General features: G+C 28.5%; 25 protein-coding genes and 6 tRNA genes. 5 read left to right on the top strand and 26 right to left on the bottom strand.

What is annotated here, in order from left to right:
- Positions 1-102 precede the first annotated feature (102 nt).
- The 6 genes from HMPREF2897_RS05215 to HMPREF2897_RS05190 all read right to left on the bottom strand — a co-directional run bounded on the left by HMPREF2897_RS05215 (position 103) and on the right by HMPREF2897_RS05190 (position 4,714).
- A complete protein-coding gene (locus HMPREF2897_RS05215; RefSeq protein WP_002446790.1) occupies positions 103-393 on the bottom strand; it encodes an HNH endonuclease in 291 nt (96 codons plus the stop codon).
- A gap of 266 nt (positions 394-659) precedes the next feature.
- Entirely contained in the window at positions 660-1,280 is a 621-nt protein-coding gene (locus tag HMPREF2897_RS05210; RefSeq protein ID WP_070592774.1) for a hypothetical protein, read from the bottom strand.
- 203 nt (positions 1,281-1,483) lie between these two features.
- Entirely contained in the window at positions 1,484-1,975 is a 492-nt protein-coding gene (locus HMPREF2897_RS05205; protein WP_070592773.1) for a sigma factor-like helix-turn-helix DNA-binding protein, read from the bottom strand.
- 320 nt (positions 1,976-2,295) lie between these two features.
- Positions 2,296-4,167 (bottom strand): DNA primase family protein, encoded by a 1,872-nt coding sequence (locus HMPREF2897_RS05200; RefSeq protein WP_070592772.1) that lies wholly within the window; start codon positions 4,165-4,167, stop codon positions 2,296-2,298.
- A 29-nt stretch (positions 4,168-4,196) separates the two neighbouring features.
- The gene (locus HMPREF2897_RS05195; protein WP_070592771.1) at positions 4,197-4,391 is read right to left on the bottom strand and encodes a hypothetical protein; all 195 of its coding nucleotides are present in this window, start codon (positions 4,389-4,391) and stop codon (positions 4,197-4,199) included.
- Between the two features lie 77 nt (positions 4,392-4,468).
- Positions 4,469-4,714, bottom strand: a complete 246-nt coding sequence (locus HMPREF2897_RS05190; protein ID WP_002484606.1) for a hypothetical protein — start codon at positions 4,712-4,714, stop codon at positions 4,469-4,471.
- Between the two features lie 71 nt (positions 4,715-4,785).
- Between HMPREF2897_RS05190 and HMPREF2897_RS05185 the strand changes: the two genes are divergently transcribed.
- On the top strand, positions 4,786-5,001 hold the full coding sequence (locus HMPREF2897_RS05185; protein WP_002486511.1) for a hypothetical protein: 216 nt from the start codon (positions 4,786-4,788) through the stop codon (positions 4,999-5,001).
- A gap of 17 nt (positions 5,002-5,018) precedes the next feature.
- On the opposite strand, the gene HMPREF2897_RS05180 is transcribed toward HMPREF2897_RS05185, so the two are convergent.
- The 14 genes from HMPREF2897_RS05180 to HMPREF2897_RS05115 form a co-directional block, all read right to left on the bottom strand.
- Positions 5,019-5,333, bottom strand: a complete 315-nt coding sequence (locus HMPREF2897_RS05180) for a MazG-like family protein (protein WP_070592770.1) — start codon at positions 5,331-5,333, stop codon at positions 5,019-5,021.
- Positions 5,334-5,397: 64 nt separating this feature from the next.
- Complete coding sequence (locus HMPREF2897_RS05175; protein ID WP_070592769.1) at positions 5,398-6,129, bottom strand: hypothetical protein; 732 nt, start codon at positions 6,127-6,129, stop codon at positions 5,398-5,400.
- 6 nt (positions 6,130-6,135) lie between these two features.
- Positions 6,136-6,354 carry a DUF3310 domain-containing protein gene (locus HMPREF2897_RS05170; RefSeq protein ID WP_070592768.1) on the bottom strand — a complete coding sequence of 73 codons (219 nt, stop codon included), beginning with the start codon at positions 6,352-6,354 and terminating at the stop codon, positions 6,136-6,138.
- A 30-nt stretch (positions 6,355-6,384) separates the two neighbouring features.
- A complete protein-coding gene (locus HMPREF2897_RS05165; RefSeq protein WP_002484590.1) occupies positions 6,385-6,735 on the bottom strand; it encodes a helix-turn-helix domain-containing protein in 351 nt (116 codons plus the stop codon).
- Between the two features lie 13 nt (positions 6,736-6,748).
- On the bottom strand, positions 6,749-8,467 hold the full coding sequence (locus tag HMPREF2897_RS05160) for a hypothetical protein (protein ID WP_070592767.1): 1,719 nt from the start codon (positions 8,465-8,467) through the stop codon (positions 6,749-6,751).
- 49 nt (positions 8,468-8,516) lie between these two features.
- Positions 8,517-8,999 (bottom strand): DUF669 domain-containing protein, encoded by a 483-nt coding sequence (locus HMPREF2897_RS05155; protein WP_070592766.1) that lies wholly within the window; start codon positions 8,997-8,999, stop codon positions 8,517-8,519.
- Between the two features lie 51 nt (positions 9,000-9,050).
- The gene (locus tag HMPREF2897_RS05150) at positions 9,051-9,257 is read right to left on the bottom strand and encodes a hypothetical protein (protein ID WP_002501708.1); all 207 of its coding nucleotides are present in this window, start codon (positions 9,255-9,257) and stop codon (positions 9,051-9,053) included.
- Positions 9,258-9,275: 18 nt separating this feature from the next.
- Entirely contained in the window at positions 9,276-11,087 is a 1,812-nt protein-coding gene (locus HMPREF2897_RS05145) for an AAA family ATPase (protein WP_070592765.1), read from the bottom strand.
- A complete protein-coding gene (locus HMPREF2897_RS05140; RefSeq protein WP_070592764.1) occupies positions 11,087-11,383 on the bottom strand; it encodes a VRR-NUC domain-containing protein in 297 nt (98 codons plus the stop codon). Before HMPREF2897_RS05140 ends, HMPREF2897_RS05145 begins: the two co-directional genes overlap by 1 nt.
- The gene (locus HMPREF2897_RS05135) at positions 11,376-11,693 is read right to left on the bottom strand and encodes a hypothetical protein (RefSeq protein ID WP_070592763.1); all 318 of its coding nucleotides are present in this window, start codon (positions 11,691-11,693) and stop codon (positions 11,376-11,378) included. Before HMPREF2897_RS05135 ends, HMPREF2897_RS05140 begins: the two co-directional genes overlap by 8 nt.
- Positions 11,694-11,695: 2 nt before the next feature.
- A complete protein-coding gene (locus HMPREF2897_RS05130; protein ID WP_070592762.1) occupies positions 11,696-12,937 on the bottom strand; it encodes an SNF2-related protein in 1,242 nt (413 codons plus the stop codon).
- A 147-nt stretch (positions 12,938-13,084) separates the two neighbouring features.
- Positions 13,085-13,279 carry a hypothetical protein gene (locus HMPREF2897_RS05125; RefSeq protein WP_002446808.1) on the bottom strand — a complete coding sequence of 65 codons (195 nt, stop codon included), beginning with the start codon at positions 13,277-13,279 and terminating at the stop codon, positions 13,085-13,087.
- A gap of 15 nt (positions 13,280-13,294) precedes the next feature.
- Positions 13,295-13,618: a DUF771 domain-containing protein gene (locus HMPREF2897_RS05120; RefSeq protein ID WP_002446809.1), complete on the bottom strand. Its 324-nt coding sequence runs from the start codon at positions 13,616-13,618 to the stop codon at positions 13,295-13,297.
- 54 nt (positions 13,619-13,672) lie between these two features.
- Positions 13,673-13,864 carry a helix-turn-helix transcriptional regulator gene (locus tag HMPREF2897_RS05115; RefSeq protein WP_002446810.1) on the bottom strand — a complete coding sequence of 64 codons (192 nt, stop codon included), beginning with the start codon at positions 13,862-13,864 and terminating at the stop codon, positions 13,673-13,675.
- 160 nt (positions 13,865-14,024) lie between these two features.
- On the opposite strand from HMPREF2897_RS05115, the gene HMPREF2897_RS05110 reads away from it, so the two are divergent.
- From HMPREF2897_RS05110 to HMPREF2897_RS05095, 4 genes are all read left to right on the top strand, one after another.
- The gene (locus HMPREF2897_RS05110; RefSeq protein ID WP_070592761.1) at positions 14,025-14,360 is read left to right on the top strand and encodes a helix-turn-helix domain-containing protein; all 336 of its coding nucleotides are present in this window, start codon (positions 14,025-14,027) and stop codon (positions 14,358-14,360) included.
- A gap of 155 nt (positions 14,361-14,515) precedes the next feature.
- Positions 14,516-14,890: a hypothetical protein gene (locus tag HMPREF2897_RS05105; RefSeq protein WP_002446812.1), complete on the top strand. Its 375-nt coding sequence runs from the start codon at positions 14,516-14,518 to the stop codon at positions 14,888-14,890.
- Positions 14,891-15,092: 202 nt separating this feature from the next.
- Entirely contained in the window at positions 15,093-15,662 is a 570-nt protein-coding gene (locus HMPREF2897_RS05100) for a hypothetical protein (RefSeq protein ID WP_002484511.1), read from the top strand.
- Positions 15,663-15,707: 45 nt separating this feature from the next.
- On the top strand, positions 15,708-16,754 hold the full coding sequence (locus HMPREF2897_RS05095; RefSeq protein WP_070592760.1) for a tyrosine-type recombinase/integrase: 1,047 nt from the start codon (positions 15,708-15,710) through the stop codon (positions 16,752-16,754).
- Positions 16,755-16,912: 158 nt separating this feature from the next.
- On the opposite strand, the gene HMPREF2897_RS05090 is transcribed toward HMPREF2897_RS05095, so the two are convergent.
- From HMPREF2897_RS05090 to HMPREF2897_RS05070, 6 genes are all read right to left on the bottom strand, one after another.
- Positions 16,913-16,996 (bottom strand) — tRNA-Leu (locus HMPREF2897_RS05090).
- 40 nt (positions 16,997-17,036) lie between these two features.
- A tRNA-Gly gene (locus HMPREF2897_RS12945) sits at positions 17,037-17,111 on the bottom strand.
- An 11-nt stretch (positions 17,112-17,122) separates the two neighbouring features.
- Positions 17,123-17,197 (bottom strand) — tRNA-Gly (locus HMPREF2897_RS05085).
- Between the two features lie 9 nt (positions 17,198-17,206).
- Positions 17,207-17,280, bottom strand: a tRNA-Cys gene (locus HMPREF2897_RS05080).
- A 5-nt stretch (positions 17,281-17,285) separates the two neighbouring features.
- Positions 17,286-17,357: transfer RNA gene (locus tag HMPREF2897_RS05075), tRNA-Gln, on the bottom strand.
- Between the two features lie 11 nt (positions 17,358-17,368).
- Positions 17,369-17,441: transfer RNA gene (locus HMPREF2897_RS05070), tRNA-His, on the bottom strand.
- Between the last annotated feature and the right edge of the window lie 2 nt (positions 17,442-17,443).

Below are 17,443 nucleotides of genomic sequence, written 5' to 3'. Positions count from 1 at the left end.
AATTAAAAATTAAATTTTAAAATTCATTTCAACAATCAATAATACAAGTTAACTATATAATCTATATATCTAAGACGTCATACACACATCTATGTATATTACTTACCATTGTTCATCATTCCATTGCTTACGGCTTCCACCATACACACGACCATGAACCTTATTGTGACAATCAATACATAAAGTAATTAAGTTATCAATGTTCAAAGCCAAATCAGGTCTAAGGTCAATAGGTTGTATATGATGTACATTCTGCCCTTTAACTACTTTACCTTCAGCTTTACAATGTTGACATTCACGATTGTCACGTAAATAAGCTTTCATTCTTAATTGATTCCAATCAGTGCTATGATAGAACTTATTACGTTTATCCTTAGTATCTAACTCCAACATTGCTTAACCACCTCAAGTATTTAAGTTTATATAATTATTTACTAAATCAATTCTTCATGATCAATATCTAAAATTAATTTATCCTAACAAAATTTACTGGATAAATTTTTAAAACCAATGTTTATTTATCGTATTGTTTATTCAGTATAATTTTTACTATAGCTTTTTTAATATCTATAAACTAACCCACCTCTAATTTTTCTAGGGTATATAAAAAACCATCAGACTATTTTATACACGGTATAAAAAATCTGATGAGTATATTTTTATTTATAAGTACGTTTTAATTGCTGAGATAATGTATTTTGTAATTCTTGGTTTAATTTATATATCAAAGGTGCCATTGATTTTATATTCTCACCAATACATTTAACGTCGCTTGTATTAACCCCATTCACCTCTGAGGTTGAACCAATACGCGCTAACTCATCACCAAAACTTTTAGTTTTATTAATTACTTTATCAGTAGCTTCTTTCAAATCGTTTGAATCATTTGAAAAATCCGTATTTTTTAACAAATAATCCTTATATGTGATTGTATAATTAGTGATTTTATTTTTAGTTGCTATTAGTTCACCTACTAATCTACGTTGTGAATCTTTATCTTTTTCGGTTAGTAAATCATAGTATAATTTTGTAACCCTAAAATAATTATCATTCAAATTATGCATTGAATCATTTATCATCTTAGTATTTAATTCGTATTTTTTAACTCTTTTATCTAACTCATTCTGTTTTTCGATATAGTTGTTTTGATGTTTGTTCTGAAGATGTGCTACGTATATAGCGATTCCTCCAGCTATTAATGCACCTATTAATGCACCTACTAATGTTCCAAAAAAAGTTAACCAATCACCTGGTTCTATTCCTTTGCTTAAAGTTAACATATTATATAACCTCTCTTTATTTATAGTTATATTATATACTACACTATTTATTTAAAATTTAGAACGCCCGATTGTTCTATCGGACGCTCTTCGTGTAAGATAAAATAACTTTTCAAAGGAGGAACATACCATGAGAATCACAACAGCTTGAGATAGTCGTCGTTAAAACTATCTCACTAATGTATCATTCGTATAGCAAAAATTTATAAAAACAAATTACACTGCATCTCACTATTAATTTTATTAACTGCTCTCTTTAAATAACTTTGTGCAGCACTTTTACTAATGTTTAATAATCCTGCTACATCATTTAAACTTAACTGTTCACACTCGTGCATTAAGAAAACTTCTAGCTCTTGCTTAGTTAATTTCATTAAAGCGTAATAAGATTGATGATTAACATCGTAAATAAAATCACTGTATTCATCTTCACTCTGTTTTTGGTACATTGACTGATCAATCATCTTTTCAATCGTTTCAGGATTAACTAAATAACATTGACGTTTATCTATCGCATTATAATTATTAGGCTCATGTCCCTCTCTCAACCATTCAATCACATAATTAATATCACTTAATATCTGTTTGTTTAATGCAAGTTCGTTAATGTCTACAACATCACACTGCATTAAATTTTTTATTCTCTTTAAAACTTTATTTTTACTTAATAGGTACGACATTAACAAATCTAACATTAAAAGCACCTCTTTATAATTTTACTTATTACACTGATATAGTTATATTATACATTAAAACTTATTTGTCCCTTAAATAAAAATACCTTACTGGACGCCTTAAACCCTTATATATCAACGGTTCAAGTACATTTTAGGTGTCCCGTATATATATAGTATTTCTTTTATATATAATATTTTATATAGTAGTCTTTTCATATAAGAAATTGAAACCATACAGGATAAACTGGACAGTTAATTTTCAAACGTCTTTGAACCATTGATATTGCTAGCCTTAAAGGTGTCCCGTAACCTGTCCCGTTAGTTAAATTTTTGTCCTGTTATAACGGGACAAATATATATATTCTATCTCCTTCTTGTCTTATCCTTTTAACAACTACTTTTTTTAAACGGCATACTTCTTTAGTAAATACAATTCTACTCACAGACTTATAACCATATTCAACACAGTATTCACTGTATTGTGTATAGATATCTTTAGTTGATTCATTCTCCAGTTTCGGTTCTTCATTATTAAGAAATGCTAAAACGGGATTGTTTCTTTCTTTGTATGCTTCTATTTCTGCTGTTACTGATTTAGGTTTGGTGAAGCAATTATTTTTTAACAATCGTTTTAATCCTCTTATAGCCATGACTAAACAATACTGTAATGAATCAGGACTTAGTAACTTATCAATAATGAATGGGTCGTAATCATCGTCTTTATTCGTGAATTTAGCTTTAAAAGGTACAATCATTAAACGTCTGTTAAGTCCGTCTGTTTTATCATCAATTCTTGGTACTTCATTCGCACTAAAAATAAGCTTTGCATAGTTACGTAAATCAAAAGGGTCTTTTCCCTTACGCTCAACGACTAATGTTTCACCTGTAGCTAGATTTTTCAGTTCTGCACTATCTTTAATAAAACCCTTTCCAATATCATCGCCTAGATTAACTAACTTACCGAATAATTCTGCTGTTTTAAAACGGCCATTTAAATCTTTAAGTGCGACGCTTGAAGTATTGGTATCGCCGACTAATGCACGTAAAATCTTTAAGAATGATGATTTACCATTACTTCCACCACCCGTTAAGATGAAAAACTTACCATATTCATTACGTCTAAATAATGTGTAACCTAAAATCTCTTCAAATAAATTTCTTAATTCATGGTCATTTACTGCTAACTTATTAAATGTTTTATCAGTGATTTCATGATAGCTTTTTTCCATATATGGAACGGGTATTTTATTTTTTACAATTATTTCAGGTGTAAATGGTTGCATTGAATTAGTATTTAAATCATATATTCCATTAGCTAGTGTTAAATAATTCGCTGGTGATAATTCTTTTTGTTCAGTCTGTAGCTGTAAATAAGATAGCGTTTCTTGTCGTTGTATCTTTTTTAAACCAGGAATATGTTTAATCATTAATCTTTCTATATCGTCTTGTTTATCAGAATAATAACCGTCAATATAAATGTGCAAAATATCTGCTATTCTAATAATGTGATACTCATTAATAAGGTATTTAGCGAATAAGTCATGTTGGAATTTACCATTAATAAAAAAAGATTCTTTTAAAAAAGCTTCATCACGTAAAACAATATCTAATTCTTTATCAGATATAGGTTCAAATAGCACATGCTTATTAATTAACCTTATTGTATTTCGTATTTCCTCTTTACTCATCGCTATTTGTTGTAATTTAAGAATGTAATTAAATAACGTTTGGTTTCGTCCGTCACCCTCTGCAAGTTCAGTGAAACCTGGATCAGTTTTAAATGACGCTTCTAACCATTTTGGCAACTCATCAATTTCAGTTTCATCTACACGTTTAAGCCATTTTCTAAACTCTCCATTAATTTTTAAAGGGTCGCAACTGTTTTTAATTCCTAACTTATAATCGCACATAATACCAATAGCTGAAAAATTCTTAGTTTTATTATTGGTCATGTTATAACCTTTGAAATAAAAATGCATACCATTGTCAGTTTCTAGAATATTACATTTAATTTGTTCATCTTCAATGATATTAAGTAATAACTGTGCTTCATTCATATCATCAACATCAACCATAATGTAATCTTCATCTAACACACCAACAAAACTTTTTAATGCTCTAGCTTGTTTATAGTCTAATAACACATCTTTATTATCTTTAAAAGTTGTAATAGTACGCTTGCCACTCGACTTTAAATAACCTTTATACATGAGTAAACCTCCTTTCATGAATGTCATTTCTAAGTTGTTTTGGGGCCTAAAATCTTATCAAGTACTATATCAGTCTCTTTTTCAACTCTATCCAATACTTTTTGATAAAACATTAATAATTCTCTAGTTTCATCAATAGTTAATTGATGATCTAAAGTATTATGAAGTTCTTTAAATTGTTCTGTGTAGTCATAATTAGTTTGATAAGTTTCGCCTTTACTCATATATTGATAAACCTTCTTTCTAAAATAAGGCTAGTTTTAACACTAGCCTTAAATTTCATCTATATTAATTAAGTTTTTCACTTTTTATTTATGGTTTTCACTCGCTTATTAATATCTCCAATTGTGATAAAAACGAGTGCAAATAGGAATGTAAGTAATAATTCTAAATAGTTATAACCAATTGCAAATGAAACTGTAATTGCTAAAGAAACAGTTAAAATAATCACATAAATATACGCTATAATGTTGTTCATTGTATTCAAAAATTGATAAAAACTTATTACACAAATTAATGTTGATACAATTAATATTAATTCTGTCATATTTTTACTCCTTTATTATTTTGTTTTCTGATATAATGTATATACTTTATTTAAAGGAAGTGACCTTACTAATGAGTACTACTATTAGAGATATTGTAAGAAGAAATTTTGAAAATGATAAAAGTACCTTATTAGTCACAGAAGATGGAAAAATTTATCCAGGTATTGATATCGTCTCAGAAAGTAGTGAATTCATAGTTATTTACCCAATTAGAAACTTAACTACAAAGCAAACTTTAATTTATACTAAAGACATTAAAAAGCTCGAAGCTATCGATATAGATTGAAAAACTTTACACCGTTATTACTTCAAATCTTCATCTTTAACAAAAGTACCGTTTATCATCTTACCAGTACGTCCTTTAATTTCATCATAGGCGCACTGTAAACATTCTTCTAAACTCATATTATGTTGTTGGGCTAGAATAATTAATGTCACTACAGTGTCGCCTATACCGTCTTTTAAATCTTCTTTATTTCCACGTGATAATGCGGCAGCAACTTCACCCGCTTCCTCATAAAATTTCAAAGCCTGTCTATCTGAATTGCCATTACTTAAACCTTTATCAATACTCCATTGTTCTACTTTCTTTACTAATTGATTTAATTTATTATTCATTTACTTATCCTCCATTATTTTTACTCTTAATTTACTAAGTTGTCATTCTTCTTAGATGTTTAATCTAATTTTCTTTGACATTATTGTAATACTCATCTGACCATAAAAATGCTCTATATCCTAAGCTGTGATAATTCTTTCTAGCGTTATTACAAGATTCATTAATTGTTTGTCTGTTATATAAAGTAATTCTTTCAGCTTCTCTAGTACTTTTAAATTCTCTTATTAGTTTACCTTTCTTAGATACATAAACTATTCCTTTACTCTTTGATTTATACCCTGTCAATTCACCTAATTCTGTCATTGATACTTTCTTTAAATTAGAAGGTCTAAAATCTTCTTTAATTCCATTTTTAGAATAAATTCGTTCATCATTTTCTAAGATACCGATAAACGTTTGGTAGACTAATCGTTTGACTACATATTCTTTACTTTGATATTTAATAGTCATTTGATTTTTACGTAAGTAAGGGAACGTGTATATATAACCAGTTAACGTTTTTCTTCTAAATCGACCCTCATTACTAATGAATAAACCACTTAAGTTACTTTCTTTCCAAATTTCATTTTTAAATTTCAATTTAGCAATTCGCTTTCTTTTTTCTGAAACTGTCAAAGGTTCTTTAGAGATATAGCAATTTAATTTTGGTAAGTATGTTTCTTTTTTAATTGCATTAGCAATATACGATGAAATACTTTTCTTATTGCCTACTAAATCTTTAAAATAATCTTTTGTAACTATTGTTGTTTTATTATAGATAGGCTCCCAAATATACAATAATTTTGTCTCTTTCATATATAATTATTTCCAGCAGTTGATTGCAAACTCGATGCTCTTTTTCGCTTTTTTTAGGTCTTCTAAACCATTTTTTCTAGGTGCACGTAATAAATATTTAAGAGCATTACCAACATGATAAAAAACTGCTGTTGAAGTATATGTTTTGGCTACTGTTTCAATAATGGTATGCGCATTAAATTTTCCAAATTGATAATGTTTAGGTTGATTTAATTTATCGTTCATATATAACACCCTTTTTATTTTAATTTTTTATTAGTCTATAATCTTAATCATGACTTTTTCATTACCTATAGTTATTTCTTTACTTTGACTATCCAACAATTGATTTAGTTCACTTTTACTTATGTGTAATTCAGGTATTTTAAATCGTCTGTCTACATAAGTAATTTCTTTAGTTATAAAAATATCCTCAAATTCAGTATTTAAATGTCTCATAATTAATTCTCTTATCCGTCCTGATACATAACATTTACCATTTGCTAATCTATACATGTACGTACGATCAATATAAATAGCATTAGCCAAATCTAACAGTGTCATATTATGTGCTAATAAATATTTATCTAAACCTTCACGGTTTATAAGTACTTTGATTTTTTTCATTCACAAAACCTCTTTAAATCTTAAATTCAAGTTGCTTTGTATGTTCACCTTTGAAGTCATTAATACGCTTCTTAGCAATTGCAATATACCATTCTTTATCTAAATGAGGGGGTGTTTTTTTCTGAGCAATATTTTTGTTATCAATAAAACATTTATTAGGTGTATAGCCAATCTTTTCAGGTTTATCATTTTTAACTTTCATCAACGATTTATCATTACTGTTATTAGAGGCGAACACTCTAAATACTCTTTCATTCATCACTTTATGACCATACAAAGCGTGTTTGTATTTCCCACTCACTTTAACTATCTTTTGAAATTGAATAAGTTCATCACATTCACGAATAGTTTTCTCAACGGGTATGTTTTTAATAAAGTAATTCACAACTGCTTTATTAACTATTGGTAAATCATTGTCTAGGTCATTTAGTTTCTTAACATAAGTTCCTTTTGATTTATAAATATTCTTTCTATCGTTAACCAAAATATAGTTATTTACATCTTTCTGAATAACATGTGTAAAATGATCGAATTCAAGTTCCATGTGTGTGCGTTCTTCCCACTCAAAACAAATATCATCAATTAATTCAAAATCATTTAAACTACTCATTTTAATTAAAATACCGTCTGTATTACTTTGAATAATTTCACAGTGTGCCTCTAATTTTTCTATTAAATCTAATAGCAATAGCATACCTGCGATACAAACGTTATTCGCTTGTCTAGGATCATATAACCCGTTATATTTATCTTTCATCGCTCCATAAGTACTATTAAGTACGATTTTAAAAGGTGCTTGTCTTTTATCTTTTTTAGCTTTCAATTCTAGGCGTTTATCTCGTATTTGACGGTACTTTTTCTTATTAGGTACATTTCTACTCAAGTAGTCGTATTCAATCATTAGAGCAGGATAATATGAAGCTACATCTACATTTAAAAAATAACCATTTGCAAAGTAATTCTTTCTTGCGCCATGTAATCCTCCCCATGCAAATTCATGAGGCACTCCAGCAATAGTTGTTTTTAGTGATTTATCATAATCTCTTGTGGTTTCATAAAATGTAACGACTTCTCTATACTTATTTATTTTCAAGTTATTAGGAATTGAGAATTCCATTTCATCATCACGATTCACTTTTGGTTGTTTAGCATCTAGTATTATTGCACTTAATTGAGCTTTTGTTTTACTAATATTTTTCATAGGTAAATCAAAGGTTTGTATTAAAGCAACATGTGATTGGAATTCTTCAAAACGTTTCATAAAAACTTGAATAGTTTGCTGTACATCGTGTTTACAATATTTAACAACTTCAGTTAACTGTTCATGCGTAAGTTTCTTTCTAATATTAAAGTTGACTGTTGTTTCTCTAATATCATTGCCCATAAAACCCTCTAATTGTTTAAGGGAATGAAAACTAGTTTGAACATCATAATTTAGCAATTTAATTTTGTGTAACAGTCGTGAGAATTCCCAACCTTTTTTCTTTTGTACAATTATAAAATCGTTTATTTCTTTAGGATTAAAACCGGATAATATACCTTTTAATATCCATTGATCATAATCCCTGCTATTGTAACCAATCCAAAAATCGCCTTTATGAATTTTATAAAACTGTTCTAATTCTTCTTTATCGTTAATAATAACATGTGTTTCTTTAGTTTCTGAATCAATAATCACAACTAACCAATCGTATTTAAATACTTCAAAATCATAAAATAGTATTGTAATCACGCTCCTATTATAGAGATAGCCCGACGTTAATCGGGCTATTTCATTTTGATTACTCTACGTCAAAAACTTCAGTTATTTTATATTGTTGATATCCTTTTTTATCTGTAGTAATTTCTAGTGCAAATTCTGCTTCGACAAGTTCTTCAGCTAAATCTAGTACCAAATCATTGTATTGTTTGAAACCTTTAAAAAACACTCTACTCTCATCGTCTTCAGCTAAATCGAGTAAACTACGTAAAAACACATTATTTTTATGTACTTGGAAACCAATTGCCTTTTCATTCTTTGGTTGCATTACACCGTTATACCAAATCTTATTATCTGCGAATTCCCCTTCTAAAATTACAAATGTAATTGTTAACATTGGATCGCCATTTTTACTTGTTTTAAGTACCATATCTTCTAAAGCTACTTCATATTCGCCATCAGGAATATCAGGAAAATCATTCTTTTTAGCATCTTCCACTGCACTTTTAATTTCTTCACTATCTACTTGTTTATCAAATTTATCCCAGTTAATTGTTTCAATCATAGTTAATTCATTCCTTTACTAGTTGTTATTCTTGTTGATTTTGTATAAATATTATTCGTAAGCCATAATGTCTTTAGGTGTGTTGTAAGTAAATTTGAGTGTAACTACAAAATACTCACCGTATTTGTTGGTTTTACTATCAATTTTTTGTGATGTTAAGTTGCTTTTTTCTTCATCTCTAGCTTGTTCAATAATTCGTTCTGCTTCACTTCTAGTTGTTGCAAAATGTTGTTCAGTTGTGTTTAATTCCTTTTTCATTTCAATCACTCCAATTTATTATTCAGTTTTTTTACGTCTACTTCTACGAGTACGTTTTGGTTTTTCATCTAATGTTTCTTCTTTTTCTTCAGCTTTAGCTTCTTCTACTGCTTCTTTAGTTGATGATTTTCTTTTTCTTGTTTTTCTTTTAGGCTCTTCAATCACTTCTTCTTTATCGGTAATTGTTTCGCCTGGTGGTACTTCTTCAGTATCTTTAGTTTCTTCTTTAACAGTTTGTTTTACTGATTTATCTTCTTTAATTTCTTCTTTTATTGGTTTAGTTTTAGCAGTGATTTTTGCATGTGATACTTTTTGAGCATTTATTAATTCTTGAATAAATTCATCTTTACTTAATTCACATGTATCATTTAAGAAGTTAAATCGACCACCACCGAACACATTGCGTTGTTTAGATAGTTGAAGTAGTCTTACACCGTCACTATTCATAAATGCACGAATTGTTAAGTCTACTGTGCCTGTTGTAAAGTTGGCAGTTTTATCATCAATATTAGGTATAAAGTTTGTACGTACTGCCCCACCCTTTAGAGTTGTTTCTGATTTAACTTCTTTACTGATATAAATAATTTGGTAACCTAAATTTTTAAGTCGTTTGATAGCATTGTTAAATTCTGTTTTAACCATTGCCCAACCTTTACCATATCCACCGTCAGACTCGTGTTCCCACCCGTTTTTATCGAATACATAAATACGACAGTGTTCTCTTAAATCTTCAAATAAATCAATAGCTATTGCTTTAAAACCACTATCTTTATCTGTTTCTAGTTCACTTACTACATTTAAAAATTGTTCCCATGCAAATGTACGTTTAGTAATGCGTCCCTCTTTTACTACTTCATCTTTAATATTAATAACTGGCGATGTAGTATTATCTGTGTTTCCGTCAGTATTTAAAAATAGCAAATCGTCAAATTGATCTACAAATGTTGATTTTCCTACATATGAATCTCCGTATATCCAAAAGTCAGGTCGTTCATCAATTTTCTTTTCTCGTCTTATATTTTTAGGTAATGTCATTATTAATTCTCCTTTATCATCTCTTAGTTGTTCTAAATACTCTGGTGCAAATCTAGGATTACATGCAAAACATTCATCGTTAGGGTTTTTAATCCAGTTAAAAGTTTTTTCTTGAATAGCTTTTTTAATTTCTTTACATTCATTTAAGAAATAGATAATTTCCATTTCTTGAGGCTCTATTTTTAAACATGTAGTTTTAAGCTTTCTCATAGTTACATTTAATCTTTTTCTAAATTGTATTAAGTCTTCATCTTTCTTTTGTCTAATGCTTGTTTTAGGTAAGAATAAATAGCCCATTGCTATAACGTTATATCCCTCTTGTTCAAGATAGTACTTATATATTTGTAATTGAGGTGATTCTTTATATTTTTCAATCGCATTACTATATTTAAAGTCAATGATTGCAATATCATTCGTACCTTTTCTTTTTACGATTAAATCGACAAAACCAATAAATTCAGGTTTATTTATTTCATACTCATGTATAAATTCATAACCACCAGTGAAGCTAAAGCTGTTATTAAAATCACTTAACCATTCTTCAGCTTTTTCTAAATTATGTTCTAACTTAATGGCTTCATTAATCACATCATTAGTCACTAGTGGAAAAGCGTTATAAAACTCTTTCAGCATGGCTTTTTTACCTTTTTCAATTCCGGTGTGAAGTGCATGACCAACAATAAGTGGACTATTAGCTTCATAGTTTGGTAATTCTGTAAGCCTATCTATATATCGTAATTTGAAGTGATATGGACAACGTTTAAACAAATCAACTCTTGAATAACTGAATTGCATTAAAACCACGTCCTTTTCCATTCTTCAAAATCTTTCGGACGTAAAACATAAGCTTCTCCACCTGCTAACTTGATTTGTTTCATTCTCTCTTTTTGAATACCTCTCACAACACCATTATTTGTTTTAAGTTCTATGCCATGAAATACACCATTAATACAAGCCAGTACATCAGGAATACCATTTACTGTAAACTTATTACCTGCCCAATATTTAACTGCAAACGCATTAGGATTATGCTTTAAAAATTGCATGACATCATTTTGAAATGTTGCTTCATTCTTGTATGTTTTACTCAATAGAACCACCTTCATAATCAAAGTTAAATGATGTAGAAGGTTTATTTAATGCTTTAATTAATGATTTCCATAAAGTAGATTTGCGTATAACTTTTTGAAAGAAGTCTTCACCATTTAGATATACATCTATTAATGTAAAATCTCTACAACCTAACCAAAGTTGATCACGGTTTCTATATAAAAGACGCAATGTATTTTGTATGTGTCCTTCGTCCATTGAGATAGGATCTAAAATTTCACCATCTTTATTAATCCAATTCGTATTATTTAAAATATCTTCGGTATATCTTAAATTAAGATTTTCAATCATTCTCATTCCTCCTTAAATAGTTCATCGTTGTAATCTTTACCGTCTACTAAAGTTTGATAATTCTTCCATTCATATGTGCCTAGCGTTAGCATATAATAATAAAAACACGATCTCTCTTGTCCAATCCTATGTGTTCTTTTTCGACTTTGTTCAAAGAAAGAAACTCTGTTTGGTAATCCGAAAAAGATTATTTTGTTGGCTTTTTGTAAATTATGTCCAAAACTACCACTTTGATATTGGACTAACGTTATGCTGCTCTTTTTATTCTCATAGGCATTTTTATCAACTAAATCACCATTAATATAAGATATTGGTTTGTTTAACTCTTTAACTACGTTTTCAATAGCTTCTTTTTCTAAATTGTATTGATAGAAAATAATCAACCTATCTTCAGTGCTTTCTAATAAATCTTTCAACATTGATAACTTATTTTGGTTAAATGCCGTACATAATAATCTAGCGTTCATAGTTCCTACTGACGCTGTTTCTGCGATAAGTTTTCTATCTTTTAATTGAACAATGCCCTCTCTAATAAATTCATCATATTCTTTAGTCTTTTTAGGCTTTAAGAAAATGTTAGTTTGTTTTGGTAAATCAAAAACTTCTTCAGTTTTCATAAATACACAACCATAATTTCTAAGTTTTCGTTTTAGTCTATCTATATTTTTGTAACCAACAATTTTATATTTCATTTCTTTTTCGTCCCACTCTCTATATGTATAGTGAGATAGAAACATCTTCTCTTTTATCTTCCAACCTAATAAATTAATTTGAGTAAGTAATTCTTCATATTTACCATCAATCGGAGTACCACTTAAAAGAATAACGTTACTTGGTTTTAGTTCATTCATAATTAATTTAGTGCGTTGTGATTTAGGATTTTTAATATATTGAGACTCATCTAAAAGTAATGTGAAATTACGTATCTTTTTGAGTTCAGGTCTCACGATTGCTTTTTCATAGTTAATAATTAAAATTGAATTTTCTTCTATATACTCGAGCTTTTCTCTATCAAATAAAATCACTTTATAATCATCTGAATAATATTCTTTAAAATGTTGATACCAATCCTCTAGTTTAGATTTTTGGCAAATCACTAAATTATATGGCGAATTTAATTCCCATAGCTTTTCAGATCCAACAAATGTTTTACCTAAACCCATATCAAGATAGTATGCAACATTGTTAAATTGTTCAGTTTGTTCTAATGCTCTTTCTTGGTGTGGAAATAATTGAATATACATACTATTTATTTTCGTTTCTATGTTCTGTATTTTTTTCAAATAACATTTCTTTGATTTTATTAATACTGTTTATAAATTCTTCAATATTCATTGTTGTGTTCCTCCATTGTTGTTATAATTTAGTTGGTTTTTAGTTTTTATAGACTGTTAAGCATTGCCGTGCTTAATGGTCTTTATTACTTTTCGAAAAAAGTATAAGTCATAAAATAGGAATGCAATAATTGCTATTAATGCACCCCAACCAATTGCAGTTGTAAAATACACGCCTAATAGTCCTAATAGAATAGACATAGTGATAAAAATAAAATCAGCGATAATAAATGCTAAAAACGACTTATCCATAGTGTTGTCACCTCCTTAAGATGTTCTAAAAATACTAGCTGATTCTCTAATAATGGAGTGATTTTCAATTAACCATTGCTTCATTTGCTTTGCTACCATTGAATAACCTTCACGATTATGTTTGGGATAGTAAACAATTTTCAACTTAGTTAATTCATTTTTAAATGGTGGATAATTAAGCATATCAATACACCATTGATTCCCTTTTTTACATTCTCGTTTTAAATCTTCAATATCCCACCAGGCAGTTAATTCATCTTCTTTATTTTGTGGTGAATTCATCAAAATTCTTGAATCAATGATATTATTCAAAACATCTAGATTTAATAACTCAATCATTTCTAATCACACCTCCTTAAATGTTATATAAAGTAATATATATAACAAAAAAATTTAGACTTTAATTTGGTCAATCTCTATATTAAACAATTTAGCTAGAGCATAGACAGTTACATTACTAATGTTAGCGCCCTCTTTTTCCCACTCTCCAACAGTTTTTCTTGTTACTCCTAACTTATCAGCTACGTCCTGTTGAAGCATGTCATTCATAACCCTCCATTTTTTTATTGTTAATTGTTCTAGCATATTAACCACCTCCTTTTGTCGAATATAACTTTATATTACTTTTATATAGTTGTCAACTCAAAATGTAATTTATTTTATCAAAATGTTAACAAAAGTGTTGTCACAATTAATAACATATGATAACTTAATATTACATTAAGTAATATTAAGGAGTTTTACTATGGGTACTAAAAGTGCTAGAAAAATTTTTTCTGAAAATCTTCAACGATTAATGAGAAATAAAAATGTGGACCAAAAAGAGTTAGCAGAAGCTATTGGAGTTACTCAACCAACAATTTCCAATTGGATTAAAGAAGTAAAGTATCCTAGAATTAAAAGAATACAAACATTAGCAGATTATTTTAACGTTCCAAAATCAGAATTAACAGAAGAAAATTTTGTAGTATCCAAAAATCAAATTACTGCACATATTACACCTGATGTTACTGAAGATGAAATGAGAGAAATCATAAATTTCATTGAATACATAAAAAGCAAAAGAAATAGCGATAAATAAAGAGAACGCTAACTTACTAATAAATTAACCATTAGTATAAGTGCGTTCTCTTTTTTATATAAAAATTATGCATAATTTAAATTTTCATATAGGAGTTGATGTTATATATATAAAATCAATATACAATTTCTAAAACTAAATAAGGAGTGAGAATTATGCATCAATATAAGGAGCTGATTGATGATATTAATATTAAATATATAGAGATGCCTAATAAATTAGAATGTTTAATCTCAGGTAATGATTTATATATTAATGAACGCTTATCATCTTCATCTTATATTAGAGAAACATCTGAATCTTATTATTCACAAAGCAATAAAGTAACTTCATTAATCCCTTTAAATCAAATTGAAAATGCAGTTATTACACATAATTGCACTACCCTTCTTAAATTAAGTGAGTTTTTCAAACTTCCAACTACTTTTATTTTTCTAAACCTTTATTTCTACTCTATTAAATATTCTAATTTATCTTTTCTCAATATATTTCAAATCAAAAGATTGAATTTTAATCAAATAGATACTTAAGGAAACTTGTTTACTTATTAACATCTAGGAAGTGACAACTATGTTAACAAATTTATTTACAATTTTATGGTTAATAATATCTATTATATTTATTACTTTCATAACTATAACTTTTGTTAAAGGCATAAAACAGAAAAGATATAAACCTTTTTTAATATTTTCAATTATAACTTTTATTGTTGGCCTAATATGTTTTATCTTAATGATGATTTTTTATAATATAAAGCTGGATAATTTTAAAACAATTACTCTAAAAGACGGTTATTACGAGGTTGGTAAAGACATTAAACCAGGACATTATGAAATTAAATCAAAAGATAATAAAGGATATATAGCTATTAAAGGAAAATCTAATTATAGATCACTTAATGAAGAATTTGGAAATAAGTATGGAACTAAAAATAAACCTACAGTACCTTCTGTAACTACTTATTTATTTAAGGGAGATAAAATAAGTTTAGATAATACAGTGATAACCACATTTAAACAAGTAGAAAATAAAAAAATGAATAAATTATCTGCTGGTATGTGGATAGTTGGTAAAGATATTGAACCAGGTAAATATAAAGTTCATCTTACCTATCCACGTGAATATGGTGGAACCATAAATATTTTAACTTACAATTTTACCGATAAATCATACTTTTTATCAGGTGAAGAAGCTGAAGACATTGGAGTTAAAGAATTTGAGGTTGAATTAAAAGAAAATCAGGACTTTATAATTCATCATATATATTCAGTTACTTTAGATAAAGAAAAAACATCACAATAAGGTAGCCTAGCCTACCTTATTTCTTTATGAGGAGGAAACTACATCATGAAAGTAACAAAACGAGGTAATAGTTGGCAATATGATTTTAGGTTTGAAGGTAAACGTTATAGAAAAACGTCATTTAAGACTAAAAGAGATGCTACGCAAGCAGCAAATAAGCTATTAAATGATTTGACGAAAGGATTAATTACCAATAATAAGATTACTCTTACTAAATATTTAAATGATTGGAAAGAAATTTACATAAAAGAATATGTTAGTAGTAAAACTTATAAAAATTATTGTCGATACTGTGAGAAAGTTGAATGTTATTTTAAAGATAAACCATTAGATAAAATAACGAGAAATGAATATCAATTATTTTTAACTAATTTTAAAGATAATTTAAGTCAGGATCAACTAAGTAGATTAAATAAATTTATCACTAAGGCAATTAGTACGGCTATTTTTGATGGTTTAATAACAAAAGATTTTACATTTAATGTTAAGGTTGAATCTTCGAAACCCCCTATTAAACAAGAGAGTGATAAATTTTTCAACATAGATGAATTAAAGAAAATTAAAGATTATTACTTAAGCAAGACTAAATATTATTCAGCTTCTACTCATTTGATATTATTAATGATTGAAACTGGTGGAAGATTTTCAGATTGTATTAATTTAACAAGAAAAGATATTAATGAATTTAAGTTAGAAATATTTTTAAACGGTACCAAAAATAAATCGGCACCTAGATATGTATCAGTATCTAAAACGTTAATACAAATATTACTTAAATATATAGAAAATCATACTTCTTCAATTGAAGGATATGTATTTATAAATAATGGTAAACAAATTACTAATTCATCAGTTAATAAATCGATTAGAGAAGCATGTTCCAAACTAAATATACATAGAAATCTAACTAGTCATGCATTTAGACATACACACGCTTCTATGCTAATACATGAGGGATTAAATATATATTATATATCTAAAAGATTAGGCCACTCATCTATAGATGTAACATTAAAAGATTACGGACATTTATTAAAAGAAACATACGAACAAGACAATAAAAAAGCACTAAAATTGATTGAAAATTTGTGACTAAATATGTGACCAAAATTAAGCTTAAATTAATAGTTTTGTGACCACAATGTGACCAAAAAATAATGTCTATATGTGTCTAAATAAATAAAAAAAGAGTGAAAACGCTGATTTAACAACATTCTCACTCTAAAAGTTCCTAAAATTATATAAAATAATACCGGTGGTCGGGATCGAACCGACACTCCAATAAAGGAACGGGATTTTGAGTCCCGCGCGTCTGCCAATTCCGCCACACCGGCTCAATATATAAACAAAAAACTTCCCAATGGAAGTAAATAATGGAGCGAAAGATAGGATTTACACCTATATCTCATTCCGGGAAGGAATGTGTTCTGAGAGTTGAACTACTCCCGCAAATCTAAAATTGGAGCGGAAGATAGGATTTGCACCTATATCTCATTCCGGGAAGGAATGTGTTCTAAAAGTTGAACTACTCCCGCATAATAACCTGGAGGCGGCAACCGGATTTGAACCGGTGATAAAGGTTTTGCAGACCTCTGCCTTACCACTTGGCTATGCCGCCAATAACTGGGCTAGCTGGATTCGAACCAGCGCATGACGGAGTCAAAGTCCGTTGCCTTACCGCTTGGCTATAGCCCATTAATATAAAGGGCGGTTGAAGGGAATCGAACCCTCGAGTGTCGGAACCACAATCCGATGCGTTAACCACTTCGCCACAACCGCCA

Source organism: Staphylococcus sp. HMSC065D05 (assembly GCF_001813195.1).
GTDB classification, from domain to species: domain Bacteria; phylum Bacillota; class Bacilli; order Staphylococcales; family Staphylococcaceae; genus Staphylococcus; species Staphylococcus epidermidis.
This window is presented reverse-complemented; position numbering and strand designations above follow the sequence as displayed.

Excerpts from the sequence above, each read along its gene's own strand:
- HMPREF2897_RS05150 (WP_002501708.1), bottom strand. The coding sequence starts at position 9,257 with ATGAAAAAGGAATTAAACACAACTGAACAACATTTTGCAACAACTAGA.
- HMPREF2897_RS05185 (WP_002486511.1), top strand. The coding sequence starts at position 4,786 with ATGAGTACTACTATTAGAGATATTGTAAGAAGAAATTTTGAAAATGAT.
- HMPREF2897_RS05175 (WP_070592769.1), bottom strand. The coding sequence starts at position 6,129 with ATGAAAGAGACAAAATTATTGTATATTTGGGAGCCTATCTATAATAAA.
- HMPREF2897_RS05125 (WP_002446808.1), bottom strand. The coding sequence starts at position 13,279 with ATGGATAAGTCGTTTTTAGCATTTATTATCGCTGATTTTATTTTTATC.
- HMPREF2897_RS05130 (WP_070592762.1), bottom strand. The coding sequence starts at position 12,937 with ATGTATATTCAATTATTTCCACACCAAGAAAGAGCATTAGAACAAACT.
- HMPREF2897_RS05190 (WP_002484606.1), bottom strand. The coding sequence starts at position 4,714 with ATGACAGAATTAATATTAATTGTATCAACATTAATTTGTGTAATAAGT.
- HMPREF2897_RS05135 (WP_070592763.1), bottom strand. The coding sequence starts at position 11,693 with ATGATTGAAAATCTTAATTTAAGATATACCGAAGATATTTTAAATAAT.
- HMPREF2897_RS05145 (WP_070592765.1), bottom strand. The coding sequence starts at position 11,087 with ATGCAATTCAGTTATTCAAGAGTTGATTTGTTTAAACGTTGTCCATAT.
- HMPREF2897_RS05155 (WP_070592766.1), bottom strand. The coding sequence starts at position 8,999 with ATGATTGAAACAATTAACTGGGATAAATTTGATAAACAAGTAGATAGT.
- HMPREF2897_RS05165 (WP_002484590.1), bottom strand. The coding sequence starts at position 6,735 with ATGAAAAAAATCAAAGTACTTATAAACCGTGAAGGTTTAGATAAATAT.
- HMPREF2897_RS05095 (WP_070592760.1), top strand. The coding sequence starts at position 15,708 with ATGAAAGTAACAAAACGAGGTAATAGTTGGCAATATGATTTTAGGTTT.
- HMPREF2897_RS05100 (WP_002484511.1), top strand. The coding sequence starts at position 15,093 with ATGATGATTTTTTATAATATAAAGCTGGATAATTTTAAAACAATTACT.
- HMPREF2897_RS05120 (WP_002446809.1), bottom strand. The coding sequence starts at position 13,618 with ATGATTGAGTTATTAAATCTAGATGTTTTGAATAATATCATTGATTCA.
- HMPREF2897_RS05205 (WP_070592773.1), bottom strand. The coding sequence starts at position 1,975 with ATGTTAGATTTGTTAATGTCGTACCTATTAAGTAAAAATAAAGTTTTA.
- HMPREF2897_RS05210 (WP_070592774.1), bottom strand. The coding sequence starts at position 1,280 with ATGTTAACTTTAAGCAAAGGAATAGAACCAGGTGATTGGTTAACTTTT.
- HMPREF2897_RS05105 (WP_002446812.1), top strand. The coding sequence starts at position 14,516 with ATGCATCAATATAAGGAGCTGATTGATGATATTAATATTAAATATATA.
- HMPREF2897_RS05115 (WP_002446810.1), bottom strand. The coding sequence starts at position 13,864 with ATGCTAGAACAATTAACAATAAAAAAATGGAGGGTTATGAATGACATG.
- HMPREF2897_RS05170 (WP_070592768.1), bottom strand. The coding sequence starts at position 6,354 with ATGAACGATAAATTAAATCAACCTAAACATTATCAATTTGGAAAATTT.
- HMPREF2897_RS05215 (WP_002446790.1), bottom strand. The coding sequence starts at position 393 with ATGTTGGAGTTAGATACTAAGGATAAACGTAATAAGTTCTATCATAGC.
- HMPREF2897_RS05180 (WP_070592770.1), bottom strand. The coding sequence starts at position 5,333 with ATGAATAATAAATTAAATCAATTAGTAAAGAAAGTAGAACAATGGAGT.
- HMPREF2897_RS05195 (WP_070592771.1), bottom strand. The coding sequence starts at position 4,391 with ATGAGTAAAGGCGAAACTTATCAAACTAATTATGACTACACAGAACAA.
- HMPREF2897_RS05110 (WP_070592761.1), top strand. The coding sequence starts at position 14,025 with ATGGGTACTAAAAGTGCTAGAAAAATTTTTTCTGAAAATCTTCAACGA.
- HMPREF2897_RS05200 (WP_070592772.1), bottom strand. The coding sequence starts at position 4,167 with ATGTATAAAGGTTATTTAAAGTCGAGTGGCAAGCGTACTATTACAACT.